The sequence below is a fragment of the Terrabacter sp. MAHUQ-38 genome (assembly GCF_014518425.1).
In the GTDB taxonomy this organism is placed as follows: domain Bacteria; phylum Actinomycetota; class Actinomycetes; order Actinomycetales; family Dermatophilaceae; genus Terrabacter.
In genome coordinates this window covers 12,888-28,122 of record NZ_JACVCU010000007.1, presented here as the reverse complement: position 1 = coordinate 28,122, position 15,235 = coordinate 12,888, and the positions used below count along the sequence as shown (strand labels likewise).

Here is a 15,235-nt window from a genome sequence, read left to right as displayed (position 1 = left end):
GGACCCGACGCGCAGCTCGGGGTCGCAAGTACGGACCTCTGCGGCGCTACCGCTCAGCCCAGCGAGGCGCCGCCGCAGATGACGATCGTCTGACCGGTCACCATCGCACCGGTCGGCTCGAGCAGGAACCGGGTCAGCGCCGCCACCTCGGACGGCTCGACGAGACGGCCGAGTGGCGGCTGGACGGGCGGCACCGACGCACGGTTCGGGTCGTCGAGCATGGCCGTGCGCGTCGGCCCGGGCGCCACGACGTTGACGGTGATCCGACGCGGTGCGAGCTCGGCCGCCCACGCGCGGGCCATCGCGGCGAGCGCGGCCTTCGTCGCGGCGTACTGGCTCTTGCCGGGCACGCCGGTCATCGTCCGGCTGCCGACGAGCACGACGCGGCAGTCGTCGACGAGGGCATCGACGAGCCCGCCGACCACGAGCTCGGCCCCGCGCACGTGCACGGCCCACATCTGCCCGCCGTGGTCGGGCCGCAGGCGCCCGACTCCGGCCGAGTACTGCAGCCCGGCGGCATGGACGACGGCGCCGACGCCGCCGGCCAGGGCCTCGCGCACCGCCTGCACGGCTTCGCCGGTCGACGTGAGGTCGGCCAAGTCGCAGGGCACCCACGTGGCGGCGTCCGACAGCGCGCCGCGCGAGCGGCTCAGGCCGAGCACCTCCCACCCGGCCGCTACGAGGTCGTGGGCGATGGCGAGCCCGATGCCCGAGCTGGCCCCCGTCACGACCGCGCTGCGTGCTGCGGGATCCCTCACCGCGATGCGCTCGCTCGGAAGCGGTCGACGACGTCGGCGGGCAGGTGCACGTGCTTGATGGCCCGCCGGTGGTACGTGTAGGCGACGTGCAGGTCGCCGTCACGGCCGGGCAGCACCGAGGGATAGGAGAGCTCGCGGTTGAGGCCGTCGCGCGAGTTGTTGGACATGCAGTAGCCGTCGCCGGTCTCGAGGTCGACGGTGACCGGCCACGAGCGCCCGTCGTCCGGGCTGAGGCCGAGCGTCATCGGTGCTCGCGGAGCACCCCAGAAGGCGGTCCGCCGGCCCTCGGCCGTCTCGGGCGACGGCTCCGCGACGACCGGACCCTCGAGCCCGTCACGCACGCCCTCGTCGTCGATCTCGTCGTAGAGCGACATCCGGCGCTCGGTGGCATCGGCCGACGAGCTTCGGTTGAAGACGAGCGCGACCTCTTCTCCACCGAGGCCGGCGGCCTGTATCGAGGAGTTGTTGTTGGGCAGCCCGGTCGGCGTCGGCGCGGCCCACGTCAACCCCTCATCGGTCGACGTCGTCTCCCAGATGTGGTCGGCCCAGCGGCTGCGGAAGCACGCCCAGAGCGAGCCGTCCTGTCGCACGATGATGTTCATGTGGACGCAGCCCAGCGACCCGGGCACCGCCGTCTCGGCCCACGTGGCGCCACCGTCGTCGCTCCACCACACGCTCGACGTGTCCGCGTTGCCGACCCACTTCTCCCCCGGCACCGTCACGCAGTTGAAGACGGGCAGCAGGATGCGGCCACTCGCCAGCGTGACGGGCGGCTGGCGCACGAACACACCGCCGGCCGACGTCGCCGGCAGCAGCACCGTCGGAGGCTCCCAGGTGTCGCCGCCGTCACGCGACACACGCCGGCGCACCTCCGAGGTGTCCTGGTTGCCGGCGAGCTGAGCCGTGTAGAGCAACCACAGGTCGCCGTCGGGTGCCGTGAAGAGGACAGGGTTCTGTTCCGAGCGCGAGGGGTCGTCGCTGAGCGGCACCGGGTCGAGCCACGTGTCCGAGCCGGACGGCATACGCGAGAGGTACGCGGTGATGTCGCTGACACCCTCCTGCGTCCCGCCGAACCAGGCGCACGCGAGGTCGCCGTTGGGCAGCCACGCGAGGTTGGCCGCGTGGCACTGCACCGTCGGGGTCGGGAGGTATGCCGTGCGGCCGCCCCCGTCACGCGGCCGCAGGACACCGTCGGCCGGGATCGTGCCGGCGCCGGCCAGGCTCACGACGCTCCCCGGGCGGCCTTGAGGTGGGCGGTCGCCGCCTGCTCGAGGTGGATGAGGTCGGAGGAGACCGTGGCGAGCGTGAAGCCCTGGCCGAGACGCTTGGCCGCGACCTCCCCACTGGGAGTGTGGAACCCGGCAGCAATGCCCGCCGACTCGGCCGCCCGCAGGACCCGCTCGACAGCTGACTCGAACGCCTCGCCGACGGCTGGGTCGGTCGACGTCGCACCACCGACGGCGATGCGCAGGTCGGACGGACCGATGTAGAGCCCGTCGATGCCCGGCGTCGCCGCGATGGCCTCGACGTTCTCGAGGCCCTGTGGCGTCTCGATCATCGCGAGCACCACTGTCGCGGCGTTCGAGTCGGCCGGGTTGGGGCCGATGCGCAGCTGCGAGCGCATCGGGCCGTAGGAGCGGATGCCGTCCGGCGGGTACTTCGCGAACGACACCGCACGAGCCGCGTCCTCGGCCGTGTTGACCAGCGGCACGATGATGCCGGCAGCGCCCGAGTCGAGGGCCTGGCCGATGAGGAACGGGTCGTTGGCGCCGACCCGCACCATGCCGACCGACTCGCCGCCGGCGTCGATCGCCGTCATCCCGGCGAGGATGCCCTTGTAGTCCAACAGCCCGTGCTGGGCGTCGAAGCAGACGTAGTCGTAGCCGAGCCGGGCGATCCGCTCCGTCGACACCGGCGAGTCGATGATGACCCAGTAGCCGAGGATCGTCTCTCGCGCCCGCACCCGTCGGGCGTAGTCGAGCACACGCTCGCGACTGCGCTGCATCGCCGTGCTCATCGGTTGTACCCCGGCATCGACCCGGCGATCGCCAGGCCGGCCTCGTCGCACGCGGCGACGACGTCGTCGGGGAGCGGACCGGCTTGTGCAGCAGTGATGTTGGCCTCCAGCTGGTGTGGTTTGGATCCACCGAGCAGCACCGACGACACGACCGGCTTGCTCAGCAGCCAGCGCAGCGACAGCTCGGGAAGGGTGATGCCGGCGTCCGACGCGATCGCGCCGAGCGCCTCGACGACCGCGAACGTCTCGGCGTTCCAGTAGCGGTCCTTGTACATCGTCGAGAGCGCCGACGAGCCGAAGCGGCCCTCGGTCGGCGACTCGGCGAACGAGTGCCGCCCGGTGAGCAGGCCGCCGCCGAGCGGGTTGTAGACGATCGTCGCGAGCCCCTTGGTCGTGGCGAACTCGGCGTACTCGGCCTCGATGCGCCGGGCGACGAGGTTGTAGAGCTGCTGGGCGAGGATCGGCCGTGGCGCTCCGAGCGCGTCGCAGGCCGCGAAGACGTCGCCGATCTGCCACGCGGAGAAGTTCGAGACGCCGATGGCGCGGACCTTGCCCTCCTTGACGAGCTCGCCCAGGGCGGACACGGTTTCGTCGATCGGCACGGCCCGGTCGGGCTGGTGCAGGTAGTAGACGTCGACGTGGTCGGTGCGCAGCCGGCGCAGGCTCGCCTCGAGCGACGAGCGAAGCCCCGCCGCGGAGAGCAGCGGCGCGTCACCGGCGTCACCGGGGTAGATGCCGGCCTTGGTGGCGACCGTCGCCGCGTGTGGCCGGCCGGCGAGGATCTCGCCGAGCATCTCCTCGCTGCGCCCGGCGGCATACCCGTTGGCGGTGTCGATCGAGGTGATGCCGGCGTCGAGCGCCGTGTCGACCATCGTGCGGGCGGTGTCGAGGTCGACGGTGTCGCCGAAGGTCATCGTGCCGAGCACGAGCTGGGAGAGCGGCCGGTCGAGGCCGGGCAGGTCGATGGTGGGGAGGGTCATGAGGCCTTCTCGGTCTCCGCCGTCCGGGAGGCGGCGATGTGTCGGATGAGGTGTCGCGGTTTGATACCGGTCATGAGACCCGGCTCGAGGGCCGAGCGGCGCAGCCGTTGGGTGTACTCCTCCTGCGGGCGCGAGAGCAGGTCGTCGGTGCGGCCGCTCTCGACGATCTGGCCGGCCCGCATGACGAGGGTGTCCTGCGAGATGGCCCGCACCACGCCGAGGTTGTGCGAGATGAAGAGGTAGGTCAGGCCGGTCTCCTTCTGGATGTCGGCGAGCAGCTCGAGCACCTGGGCCTGCACCGACACGTCGAGCGCGCTCGTCGCCTCGTCGCAGACGAGCAGCTCCGGGCCGGACGCGAGAGCGCGGGCGATGCCGATGCGCTGGCGCTGCCCACCGGAGAACTCCGGCGGCTTGCGCTCGAGCGCCGTCTTGGGCAGGCCGACGCGGTCGATGAGCTCGGCGGCCTTGTCGCGCTGGATCTTTCGCGACTTCTCGCCGCGGACGGCGATCGGCTCGGCGACGATCTCCTGGGCCGTCAGGTGCGGGTCGAGCGAGCCGTACGGGTCCTGGAAGACCATCTGCACGCGGTGCCGCTGCGGTCGCAGTCGCTTCTCGGGGAGCTGGGCGAGGTCGGTGCCGTCGAGGTCGATCTGACCCGACGTCGGCTTGAGCAGCCGCACCAGCGCCTTGGCGATCGTCGACTTGCCGCACCCCGACTCGCCGACGATGGCGAGGGTGCCGCCCCGCGGCACGCTGAACGACACGTCGTCGACGGCGCGGAACACCTCCTTGCCGGTGCGGTACTCGACGACGAGGTTGCGGACGGTGAGCAGGTCGTCAGCCATGGCTGGCCTCCTTGTCGAGCCCGGGGACGTCGCTCACGGCATACGCCTCGGGTTGCGCGAGCGCGGGGTCCTCCCACGGGCCCAGCTCGGGGATCGCACCGAGCAGCTTCTGGGTGTACGGGTGCTGGGGGTGGTCGACCACGTCGGTGACGGGACCGCCCTCGACGAACGCGCCCGACTTCATGACGTGGACGCGGTCGCTCATGAGGCGCGCGACGCCGAGGTCGTGCGTGATGAGCAGCAGCGCGATTCCTGTCTGTTCCTGCAGCTCGAGCAGCAGGTCGAGGATGCCGGCCTGGACCGTGACGTCGAGGGCGCTCGTGGGCTCGTCGGCGACGATGAGGTCGGCGTCGGTCGAGACCGCCATCGCGATGAGCACGCGCTGCAGCATGCCGCCCGACAGCTGGTGCGGGTAGGCGTCGAACTGCTTGGCGGGGTTGCGGATGTGGACCTGCTCCATGAGCGACAGCGCCCGCGCCTTCGCCTCCGCCTTGCCCAGCTTCGGGTACTTCACGCGGACGGCCTCGGTCATCTGCGCCCCGATCGTGCGGATCGGGTTGAGCGCCGTCATCGGGTCCTGCGGGATGAGCGCGACGGCGCGCCCCCGCAGCTTGTCGATGACCTTGCGGCTGCCGGTGACGTCCTGGCCCGCGATGCGCGCCTCACCCGAGATGACCGCAAGGTCGTCGGGCAGCAGCCGGAGGACGGCCATGGCCGTCGTCGACTTGCCCGAGCCGGACTCGCCGATGATCGTGACGGTCTCACCCTTGTCGATGTGGAAGCTGACCCCGTCGACGGCGCGGACGACGCTCGAGCCGGTCATCAGCTCGACCTGGAGGTTCTTGACCTCTAAGACACTCATCACTGGTCTCCCTTCGCGCGGCGGACGCGGTCGCGCAGGCCGTCTCCGACGAGGTTGACACCGACGACGAGCAGGGCGATGACGACACCCGGGATGGTGACGAGCCACCACTTGCCGGTGACGAAGAGCTCGCGGCCGTCGGAGATGATGCCGCCCCACGTCGGGTAGGGCCGCTGGACGCCGGCGCCGAGGAAGCTCAGGGCACTCTCGAGCAGCACAGCCTGGGCGAGGAGCAGCAGCACGACGACGAGCACCTGCTGGAGCACGTTGGGGATGACGTGCCTGGCGATGATCGAGACGCGGTGCAGCCCCAGCACGCGGGCGGCCGCCACGTAGGGCTTCTCCCGCTCGACGAGCACGAGCGCCCGGGTGATGCGGGCGGGCTCGGGCCATTGCGCGAACGCGATGACGAGCGTGATGACCGGGATCGACGGGCCGAAGAGCGCGACGACGAGCAGCAGCATGAGCAGCAGGGGCAGCGACATCTGGGCCTCGAGCAGACGCGAGACGATCGTGTCGACCCAGCCGCCGAAGTAGCCCGCCGCAGCCCCCGCCGCGATGCCGACGAGGCCCGAGACGATGATGGCGAGCACGCCGATGACGAGCGAGGTCTGCCCACCGTGCAGGATGCGGCTGAGCAGGTCGCGACCGTTGGGGTCGGTGCCGAAGAGGTGCCCCGGGCTGAACGGCGGCAGCGACGACTCCGACAGGGCGCCGACGATCGGGTCGGGCAGCGGCAGCACCTGGGCGAGCGCCACGGGGATGACGACGAGCCCGGCGCAGACGACGCCGACCCAGATCTTGATGGTGCTGTAGCGGGCGCGGCGAGCGGCGGCCGAGCGGCGCAGCAGGAGCCTGGTGACGGCCGACTCGCGACCGAGGATCGAGCCGGGGACCTCGCTGAGGTTCGGCGTGGAGGTGGTCATGCGCTGGCCTCTCCGAGTCGGACCCGCGGGTCCATGAGCGGGTAGAGCAGGTCGACGAGGAGCTGGACGACGAGGGCCAGCACGACCGTGACGAGGACCGTGGCCTGGATGAGCGGGAAGTCGCGCTGCTTGAGGGCGTTGACGACGAGCTCCCCCACACCGGGCCACTTGAAGACGACCTCGACGATGACCACACCGTTCAGCATCGCTGCGAACCGGGTGCCGAGCGCCGTGACCACGGGGATGGCCGAGTTGCCGAACGCGTAGCGCCACGTCAGTGCGCGTTCCGAGATGCCACGTGACCGCGCCACCGTGAGGTACGGCGAGGCGAGGTTGACGACCATCTCTCGGCGCACGAGCCGCGAGATGAGGGCCACCTGCAGGATCGCGATCGTCACGGTCGGCAGCACGATCGAGCTCGCCGAGTTGAACCCGGCCGGCGAGAACCAGCCGAAGTTGACGGCGAAGATGATGAGCAGCACGAAGCCGATCCAGAAGTCGGGCATCGACTGGCCGGCGATCGTCGCGATGTTGGCTCCGAGCTCCTGTGCCGTGTTGGCCCGGCGGGCCATCCACACGCCGAGGGGGATCGCGACCACCGCCGTGACGACGATCGCGGCCACCGCCAGCGTGATGGTGTAGGGCAGGCGTTCCATGACGACCTCGAGCGCGGGGCGCTTGAAGAAGAACGAGGTGCCGACGTCACCCTGGAGGAGGTGCTGCAGGAAGGTCACGAACTGCACCGGGATCGACTGGTCGAGTCCGAACTGCTGGCGGATGGCCTCGAGCTGGGCCGAGGTGGGGTTCGGCGGGGCGTAGTTCGCCGCCGGGTCGCCCGGGGCCATCCGCAGCAGGACGAAGACCGTCGCGGTCGCGAGGAACGCGGTGAGCACGGTCTGCCCGATGCGCTTGAGGACGTAGGTCAACATGGGATCACCTTGGTGCCGTCGGGTGCAGCGCTGTCGATCAGGCCGAGACCGTCACGGCGTCGAGGTCGTAGGAGTTGATGGCGCGCAGCTTGAGGCCGCCGACGCGCTTGCGCTTGGCGAGGACGTTGTTGGGCGTCCAGGCCCACATGGCCGGCCACAGAGCCCAGATCTTCTCCTGCGCCTGCTTCAGCAGGTCGTTGCGCTTGGTCTCGTCGGCCTCGGCGCCCGCCTGGTCGAGCAGCGCCGTGATCTCGGGGACGACGAAGCCGTGGTAGGTGTCACGCGTCTTCTCCTTCTCCGCCGTGCCGCCGTACTGGCCCTGGAGGTTCGTCAGGGCCAGGCCCGTCTGGTTGCCGTAGCCGTTGGCCAGCACGTCCCAGTCGCCCGCCTCGCCGCGACGCCACGCGTTGATCTCGCCGCCCTTGGGGATCATCTTCAGCGTCGCGGTGACGCCCACGGCCGCGAGCATCTGCGAGACGGCCTCGAGGACGCGCGAGGCGCCCGCGAACTCCGAGTCCTCCCAGATGAAGGTGAGCTTGAGGCCGCTCGCACCGTTGTCGGCGAGCATGCTCTTGGCCTTCGCCGGGTCGTACGTGTAGTCGCCCGTCTTCGCGAAGCCCGCGAGGGTCTTGGGAACGACGCCCTCGGCCGACGTGACCTGGTTGTTCATGAGGGCCTTGATGAGCGAGTCGTGGTCGATCGCGTAGGAGAGCGCCTCGCGCACCTTCGGGTTGGCGAGCGGGTGACCCTTCGGCTTGCGGAAGTTGAAGAAGAGGTGGATCAGGCGCGTGCCCGGCGTCTCGATGACGTCGATGTCGGCGTTCGTCTTGAGCGCGGCCGCGGACTCGGGGGTGATCGTGTCGATGACGTCGGCCTGGCCGGACGTGATCGCGATGACGCGGGCGCCCTCCTCCTCCTGGTAGGAGACGTTGACCTCCTGGAGCTTCGCCTTCTCGCCCCAGTAGTTGTCGTTGCGCGTCAGCTTGTACGTGCCGGTGCCGGTGTCGGCGTTCGCGATGACGAACGGCCCTGTGCCCAGGCCGGTGCTCAGCTCCTCTGCCTTGTTGTCCTTGGCCGGCGTGATGAGGATGTTCGACATGAGCGAGTCGAGCGTCACGACGGGGTTCTTGGTCGTGAGCGTGAAGGTCTTGTCGTCGACCTTGGCGAAGGTGGGCTGCTCGGGGAACTGCGACGCGACGTAGCCGGCCTTGACCTCGAAGTAGAGCTTGAGCGCGGTCTCGACGTCCTCGACCGTCACGGGCGACTTGTCGGAGTAGTGGATGTCGCTGCGCAGCTTTACGGTCCACTCGGTGGGCTTGCTCTGCTCGAACGACTCTGCGAGGACGAGCTCGGGCTTGAGGTCGTCGCCGATCTTCGTCAGGGCCTCGCGCACAGCGCGCTGGACGGTGACGGCCGCGTCGTACTGGTTCAGCTTGTTGTCGAGGCTGACCAGGTTGCGGTTGAGCACGATGCTCAGGGCGCCACCCGCGGCGCCCGCCCCGGCGGTGCTCGCGTTGCTGGCGGACTTGGGCCCTGCACACGCGGCGAGCGCGGGAGCGAAGATGGCTCCGGCACCGGCCAGCGAGGCGAGCTTGAGGATCGAGCGACGCGAGACCTCCCGCGTCGGGTGGTCAGACGGGGGAAGCAGTGCAGGCTGCTGGGGCATCGGGACTCCTCGTTGAGCGGTGGCCTCTCCGTCGGTGGCGCACGCTGCGCCCCTCGGGTTCCTCAACCTTGACACCATTGCGCGATTCGCGCAATACCTGTAGCGTTTTTTGTGAAGGAACGGTTCGCCGTATGCCGTCCGGGCCAGTCTCCCAGACTGGAGCACCCTCCCTTCATTCCACCGGCAAGGTCGCCAATCCCCTTGCCACACAGGCGTTACTGCTTCACGAGCACGGTGAGGAGGAGTCATGGCAGCACGGACCCTAGGCATCGTCGCGGACGACCTGAGCGGCGCCGCCGAGTGTGCTTCACATGCATTGCTGCGCGTTTCGCGCAGCATGGTCGTCCTGGCAGGACTCTCCGCCGCGGGTGAGGCGGTCGCCGTCACGACGTCCTCGGACGCAGCGGTGGTCACGGTCGACACCGACTCGCGCCGGCTGCCCACGGACGAGGCCGTGCGGGCGGTCCGCGTGGCCGCCGCCTTGGTGTCCGACACGCCGGTCGTCGTCAAGAAGGTCGACTCGTTGCTGCGCGGGCATGTCGCCGCCGAGGTGGCCGCGCTCGCGCAGGTGCTGCGGCGCACGCCCGTCGTCGCCGTCGCCAACCCGGCCCTCGACCGCGTCGTGCGCGACGGTGTGCTGCACGTGGGCGGTACGCCACTGCACGACTCCGACCTCTGGGGCGTCGAGCCGAACGCCGCCCCGACGCGGGTGGCCGAGGCCCTGCACCCCATGCCGACGGTCCTGGTCCCGCACGCCGTCATCGCGCTCGGCATCGACGCCGTGGCCGACGCCCTCGCCGCCGCAGCGGACTCCGGCGTCGTGGCGGTGTGCGACGCCGTCACCGACACCGACCTCGAGGTCGTGCACGCGGCCGCGACCCGCTCCGGTTCGCCGAGCCTGCTCGTCGGCTCCGGCGCACTCGTCGCCGTGGCCGTGCGGGCACTGCCCGACCTGACCCCTGCCGAACCGCCCGAGCGCCAGTCTCGCCCCGGCGGCGTCGGCGCGGCGCGGTCCATGCTCATGGTCCTGGGCACGCGTGCGCCGGGCGTGCCCGCGCAGATCGCGCAGGTCGGGTCCCTCGCGTCCGAGACCGTGCTGCTCCAGCCCGACGAGCTGCTCGCCGACCCCTCCGGCACGGCCGCGCGCCTGTCCGGTCTGCCTACTGACGGCACCGTCGTCGTCGCGCTCGACCCTGCGGCCCCCGCCGACCCCAGCCGCTCGCGTGCCCTCACCGGGGCCCTGGTCGACGCGGTCACGCCGCTGCTCGAGGGCTACGACGCGGCGTTCCTCGCCGGCGGAGAGACCGCCCGCGCGGTCCTCGACCGGCTCGGCGTCCACTCGCTCGAGATCGTCGACGAGATCGAGACCGGCACCGTCGTCAGCCGCCGACCCGGTGGCCGGACCGTCGTGACGCGCCCCGGCAGCTTCGGCGACGCCGACTCGCTCGTCCGCGTCATCACGCACCTGCTCACCGGCACCCGCCGCACCGCACAGAACCACCCCGCCGCCACCACCAACGCCCCCAGCGCCACCACCAACGCCCCCAGCGCCACCACCGAGGAGAACCCATGAGCGCCGTCCTTCCCCGTATCGCCGTGACGATGGGAGACGGCGCCGGCATCGGCCCGGAGATCATCGTCAAGGCCCTGGCCGACCCGCACGTCGCGACGATGGCGCGCACCGTCGTCGTCGGTGACGCCCTGCGCCTCAAGCAGGCCGCCGACCTCGCCGGCGTCTCGGTCGACATCGTGACGGTCACCGACGTCGACGACGCCCTCGAGCTCGCGGGCCGGATCAACGTCATCGACCTCGGGCTCCTGCCGGAGGACCTGCCGTTCGGCCGGCTGTCCGCTGTGGCCGGCGACGCGGCATACCACTACATCCGCGTCGCCTGCGAGCTCGCGATGGCCGGCAAGGTCCAGGCGATCTGCACGGCTCCGCTCAACAAGGAGGCGCTGCACGCCGGCGGTCACGTCTTCCCGGGCCACACCGAGCTGCTCGCCCAGCTCACGGGCACGCCCGAGGTGTCCATGATGCTCTCGACAGAGCGGGTCAAGGTCATCCACGTGACCACCCACATCGGCCTCCTCGACGCCGTCGCCCGCATCGAGCCTGGCCTCGTCGAGCGGACCATCAGGCGCGGGCACCAGGCCCTCGTCGACGCCGGCAACCCCCGCCCGAAGATCGGCGTCTGCGGCATCAACCCGCACGCCGGCGAGAACGGCCTCTTCGGCCACGGTGAGGAGGAGACGAAGATCAACCCCGCGGTCGAGGTCTGCCGCGCCGACGGCATCGACGTCCACGGCGCGCTGCCCGCCGACACGCTCTTCTTCCTCGCCGGCCGGGGCGACTACGACCTCGTCGTCGCGATGTACCACGACCAGGGCCACGGACCGGTCAAGGTGCTCGGCCTCGAGGCCGGCGTCAACGTCACGATCGGCCTGCCGGTCATCCGCACGTCCGTCGACCACGGCACGGCCTTCGACATCGCCGGCACCGGCGTCGCCGACCACCGCTCGATGATCGAGGCGCTGCGGCTCGGGGCGGAGATGGCGCCGCGGCCCGTGGACGCCTAAGGTGCCGAGCGTGGCGAAGCACACCGCGCAGACTCGACGGGGCGAGATCGTCCGCCTCGCGACGACGAGCGGCCTCGCCAGCGTCGAGGAGCTGTCCGACCAGCTGGGCGTGACAGCCTCGACGATCCGGCGTGACCTCGCCAAGCTGACCGCGCAGGGCAAGCTCGCGCGCACCTACGGCGGCGTCATGAGTCTCGCCCACCATCCCGAGGCCTCGCTCCGCCAGCGCCTCGGCGAGGCCCACGCGGCCAAGCGCGACATCGCCCACTGGGCCGCCGCCCAGATCGAGCCGGGCGAGACGGTGCTGCTCGACGCCGGCTCCACCACCGCCGCCCTCGCCGACGCCATCACCAAGACCCCCGAGCTGACCGAGCTGACCGTCGTGACCGCCGGCATCGGCGCGATGGCGACCCTGGCCGACAGCGTCGGCATCGATGTCATCGCCCTCGGCGGACGGCTGCGGCCCCTGAGCCAGGCCTTCGTCGGACCGCTCGCCGAGGCCGCCGTGCAGCGCCTCAGCTTCGACCGCGCCTTCATGGGCGCTGACAGCGTGCACGCGGAGCGGGGGATCTGCGAGGCCGACCTCGAGCAGACCCGGCTGAAGGAGCTCATGATGGGCCGGGCCGAGCACACGTACGTCCTCGCGCACGCCGACAAGCTCGGCCAGTCCCCGTTCCACGCCTGGGCCGTCATGCCCCGCCGCTGGACGCTCGTCACCGACGACTCCGCCGATCCCGTTGCGTTGCAAGCCTTTCGAGACCACGACGTCGAGGTGGTCGTGGCGCCGCGTCGCGACTGACCCTCACCCCTCGAGCGGGTGCGTGATGACCCAGTCGCGCACCGCGGGCATGTCCTCGAGGTGCTCGACGATGTAGCGCTCGTGCTCCTCCAGCTGCCTCTCGCACCAGGCCTTGACCTCGCTCGACCCGCGCACCTGCCGGCCGGCGTTGTTGATGGCGTCCATGACGAGGTGGTAGCGGTCGACGCCGTTGCGCACGACCATGTCGAAGGGTGTGGTCGTCGTGCCCTCCTCGCTGAAGCCGCGCACGTGGAAGCGGTCGGCCTCGGGGCGCCCGTGGACGAGCTGGTGGACGGCGCCGTGGTAGCCGTGGAAGGCGAAGACGACGTCGACATGGTTGGTGAAGAGCTCGCCGAACCGGCTGTCGTCCATGCCGTGCGGGTGGCTCCGCGGCCGCGGGAGCGTCATGAGGTCGACGACGTTGACGACACGGACCCGCAGCTGCGGCAGCTTCTCGCGCAGGATCTGCGCGGCCGCCACGACCTCCATCGTCACGACGTCGCCGGCACAGGCGAGGACGACGTCGGGGTCCTGGGTGCCGTCGTCGTTGCCCGCCCAGTCCCAGGTGCCCGCGCCGGCCGCGCAGTGCTCGACGGCCTCGTCCATCGTCAGCCACTGCGGCTGCGGCTGCTTGTCGATGACGAGCAGGTTGACGTAGCTCCTCGACCGGAGGCAGTGATCGGCCACGGACAGAAGACAGTTCGCGTCCGGCGGCAGGTAGACGCGTGACACGTCGCCCCGGGCGTTGAGGACGGTCTGGATGAGGCCCGGCCCTTGGTGCGAGAAGCCGTTGTGGTCGTTGCGCCACGCCGTCGAGGTGAGCAGGATGTTGAGGCTCGGCACCTCGGCGCGCCAGTCGAGGCGGTTGGCCTCCTGGAGCCATTTGCAGTGCTGCACCGTCATCGAGGCGCTGACCATGGCGAACGCCTCGTACGTCGCGAAGAGCCCGTGACGACCCGTCAGCGTGTAGCCCTCGAGCCACCCGTGGCAGTTGTGCTCCGAGAGCACCTCCATGACGCGCCCGTCGTGAGACAGCTTGACGTCCTCGGCCTCGACCCGCTCGGCCGTCATCCGGTTCGAGACGTCGAAGACGGCGCCCACGCGGTTGCTGTCCACCTCGTCGGGACTGAACAGGCGGAACGTCTCGGGGTTGCGCACGTAGATCTCGCGCATCAGCTCCCCGAGCGCACGCGTCGACTCGGCACGCACCGTCGCGGGCGCGGGCACGTCGCGGGCGAAGTCGCGGAAGTCGGGCAGGTCGAGGTCCCGCGTCAGCACGCCGCCGTTCGCGTGGGGGGACGCGCTCATCCGCAGGTCGCCCTCCGGGTTGGCCCTCAGCACGAGGTCGACGGGGCCACCCGACTCGTCGAAGAGCTCCTCGGGGCGATAGGAACGCATCCACGTCTCGAGGAGCTCGAGGTGCTCCGGGTTGTCCTTGACGCCCGAGAGCGGCACCTGGTGCGAACGCCAGGTGCCGGTGACCGGGACGCCGTCCACCTCGGCGGGCCCGGTCCAGCCCTTCGGCGTACGCAGGACGATGAGCGGCCACCGCGGCCGACGCTCCGGCTCCCAGCCGTCCGCGCGCGCGTCCGCCTGGATCTGCCTGATCCGGCCGTATGCCGTCGCGAGCGTCTCCGCGAAACGCTCGTGCATGCCGGGCAGGTCGTCACCCTCGACCTCGAGGACCTCGTAGCCGTGGCCCGAGAGGAGGCTGCGCACCTCGGCAGGGTCCTTGCGGCCGAGCACCGTCGGACCGGCGATCTTGGCACCGTTGAGGTGCAGGACCGGCAGCACTGCACCGTCGCGGCGCGGGTTGAGGAACGAGATGCCCTTCCACGAGCCCTCGAGAGGGCCGGTCTCGGCCTCCCCGTCGCCGACGACCGCGAGCGCGAGCAGGTCGGGGTTGTCCATGACCGCGCCGAATGCGTGGACGAGCACGTAGCCGAGCTCGCCGCCCTCGTGGATCGACCCGGGCGTCGTCACCGACACGTGGCTGGGGATGCCGCCAGGCGCAGAGAACTGCCGGAACAGCCGCTTCACGCCGGCCTCGTCGCACGTCACTCGTGGGTAGGTCTCGGTGTAGCTGCCCTCGAGATAGCCGGCGGCGACGAGCGCGGGGCCGCCGTGCCCGGGCCCGGTCAGATAGATCGTCTGCTGACCCGTGTGCCGGATCACCCGCGACATGTGCGCGTAGACGAAGGAGAGGCCGGGGCTCGTGCCCCAGTGGCCGAGGAGCCGGGGCTTGATGTCGTCCTCGATGAGATGGCGTCGCAGGAGGGCGTTGTCCTGCAGGTAGATCTGCCCGATCGTCAGGTAGTTGCTGGCCCGCCACCAGGCGTCCATAGACGCGATCTCGTCGGCGGTGGGCGGGGGCACGGATGTCTGGGGCACGGGAGTCCTGGTCACCGGTGTCGGGGTCGTCGTCACGGCAGCTCGCCTCTCGAGAGGGAAGAGATCGTCCTCAGAGCCTCACCGACGCTGCATCCACTGGCAAGGGCTCGGTTGGTGGCACGCAGTGGGCCGGCCCCCATCGGGGACCGGCCCACCCCACTCCGGAAGAGTCAGCGTTTGAAGGCGTCCTTGACGTCCTCGCCCGCGTCCTTGAGCCGCTCACCCCGCTGCTTGAGGTCGGCCGAGGCCTGGTCTCGCTCGCCCTCGGCCTCGAGTCGCTCGTCGTCGGTGACCTTTCCGGTGGCTTCCTTGGCCTTGCCCTTGAGGTTCTCTCCGAGGTTCTTGGCCTTGTCTTCAGTACCCACGTCAGGGCTCCTTTCGGCTCCGTTCGGATATCCGTCCCCTACCCGATGGCGGATGATCCGCACCGGCGTACGACGGCAGGTGTCCAGCGACGAGTCGCAGGTCACACAGCGTCAGTGCCC

The 15,235-nt window shown here is 70.7% G+C and carries 14 protein-coding genes; 3 read left to right on the top strand and 11 right to left on the bottom strand.

Annotation, left to right across the window (positions count from 1 at the left end; translation table 11 throughout):
• Nucleotides 1-53: 53 nt before the first annotated feature.
• From H9I49_RS21430 to H9I49_RS21390, 9 genes are read right to left on the bottom strand one after another with little or no spacing between them, the layout of a single operon-like run.
• Complete coding sequence (locus H9I49_RS21430; protein WP_370587690.1) at nucleotides 54-728, bottom strand: SDR family NAD(P)-dependent oxidoreductase; 675 nt, start codon at nucleotides 726-728, stop codon at nucleotides 54-56.
• A gap of 26 nt (nucleotides 729-754) precedes the next feature.
• On the bottom strand, nucleotides 755-1,984 hold the full coding sequence (locus H9I49_RS21425; RefSeq protein WP_188032441.1) for an exo-alpha-sialidase: 1,230 nt from the start codon (nucleotides 1,982-1,984) through the stop codon (nucleotides 755-757).
• A complete protein-coding gene (locus H9I49_RS21420; protein ID WP_255524185.1) occupies nucleotides 1,981-2,775 on the bottom strand; it encodes an HpcH/HpaI aldolase/citrate lyase family protein in 795 nt (264 codons plus the stop codon). The genes H9I49_RS21425 and H9I49_RS21420 overlap by 4 nt, the downstream gene beginning before the upstream one ends.
• The gene (locus tag H9I49_RS21415) at nucleotides 2,772-3,755 is read right to left on the bottom strand and encodes an aldo/keto reductase (protein ID WP_188032440.1); all 984 of its coding nucleotides are present in this window, start codon (nucleotides 3,753-3,755) and stop codon (nucleotides 2,772-2,774) included. Before H9I49_RS21415 ends, H9I49_RS21420 begins: the two co-directional genes overlap by 4 nt.
• Nucleotides 3,752-4,600, bottom strand: coding sequence for a dipeptide/oligopeptide/nickel ABC transporter ATP-binding protein (locus H9I49_RS21410; RefSeq protein ID WP_188032439.1), 849 nt, complete (start codon nucleotides 4,598-4,600; stop codon nucleotides 3,752-3,754). Before H9I49_RS21410 ends, H9I49_RS21415 begins: the two co-directional genes overlap by 4 nt.
• The gene (locus H9I49_RS21405; protein ID WP_188032438.1) at nucleotides 4,593-5,462 is read right to left on the bottom strand and encodes an ABC transporter ATP-binding protein; all 870 of its coding nucleotides are present in this window, start codon (nucleotides 5,460-5,462) and stop codon (nucleotides 4,593-4,595) included. Before H9I49_RS21405 ends, H9I49_RS21410 begins: the two co-directional genes overlap by 8 nt.
• Nucleotides 5,462-6,388, bottom strand: coding sequence for an ABC transporter permease (locus H9I49_RS21400; protein ID WP_188032437.1), 927 nt, complete (start codon nucleotides 6,386-6,388; stop codon nucleotides 5,462-5,464). Before H9I49_RS21400 ends, H9I49_RS21405 begins: the two co-directional genes overlap by 1 nt.
• Nucleotides 6,385-7,317, bottom strand: coding sequence for an ABC transporter permease (locus H9I49_RS21395; RefSeq protein WP_188032436.1), 933 nt, complete (start codon nucleotides 7,315-7,317; stop codon nucleotides 6,385-6,387). The genes H9I49_RS21400 and H9I49_RS21395 overlap by 4 nt, the downstream gene beginning before the upstream one ends.
• Nucleotides 7,318-7,354: 37 nt before the next feature.
• A complete protein-coding gene (locus tag H9I49_RS21390; protein WP_188032435.1) occupies nucleotides 7,355-8,983 on the bottom strand; it encodes an ABC transporter substrate-binding protein in 1,629 nt (542 codons plus the stop codon).
• Between the two features lie 247 nt (nucleotides 8,984-9,230).
• Here H9I49_RS21390 and H9I49_RS24120 point away from each other — a divergent pair, with 247 nt between their 5' ends.
• From H9I49_RS24120 to H9I49_RS21380, 3 genes are read left to right on the top strand one after another with little or no spacing between them, the layout of a single operon-like run.
• A complete protein-coding gene (locus H9I49_RS24120; protein WP_255524184.1) occupies nucleotides 9,231-10,556 on the top strand; it encodes a four-carbon acid sugar kinase family protein in 1,326 nt (441 codons plus the stop codon).
• Nucleotides 10,553-11,560 (top strand): 4-hydroxythreonine-4-phosphate dehydrogenase PdxA, encoded by a 1,008-nt coding sequence (gene pdxA / locus H9I49_RS24115; protein ID WP_255524183.1) that lies wholly within the window; start codon nucleotides 10,553-10,555, stop codon nucleotides 11,558-11,560. Before H9I49_RS24120 ends, pdxA begins: the two co-directional genes overlap by 4 nt.
• Nucleotides 11,561-11,570: 10 nt before the next feature.
• A complete protein-coding gene (locus tag H9I49_RS21380; protein ID WP_188032434.1) occupies nucleotides 11,571-12,359 on the top strand; it encodes a DeoR/GlpR family DNA-binding transcription regulator in 789 nt (262 codons plus the stop codon).
• 3 nt (nucleotides 12,360-12,362) lie between these two features.
• Here the strand turns inward: H9I49_RS21380 and H9I49_RS21375 are convergent, their stop codons facing one another.
• Entirely contained in the window at nucleotides 12,363-14,786 is a 2,424-nt protein-coding gene (locus H9I49_RS21375) for a phosphoketolase (RefSeq protein ID WP_370587689.1), read from the bottom strand.
• 134 nt (nucleotides 14,787-14,920) lie between these two features.
• Nucleotides 14,921-15,115 carry a CsbD family protein gene (locus H9I49_RS21370; protein WP_188032433.1) on the bottom strand — a complete coding sequence of 65 codons (195 nt, stop codon included), beginning with the start codon at nucleotides 15,113-15,115 and terminating at the stop codon, nucleotides 14,921-14,923.
• Between the last annotated feature and the right edge of the window lie 120 nt (nucleotides 15,116-15,235).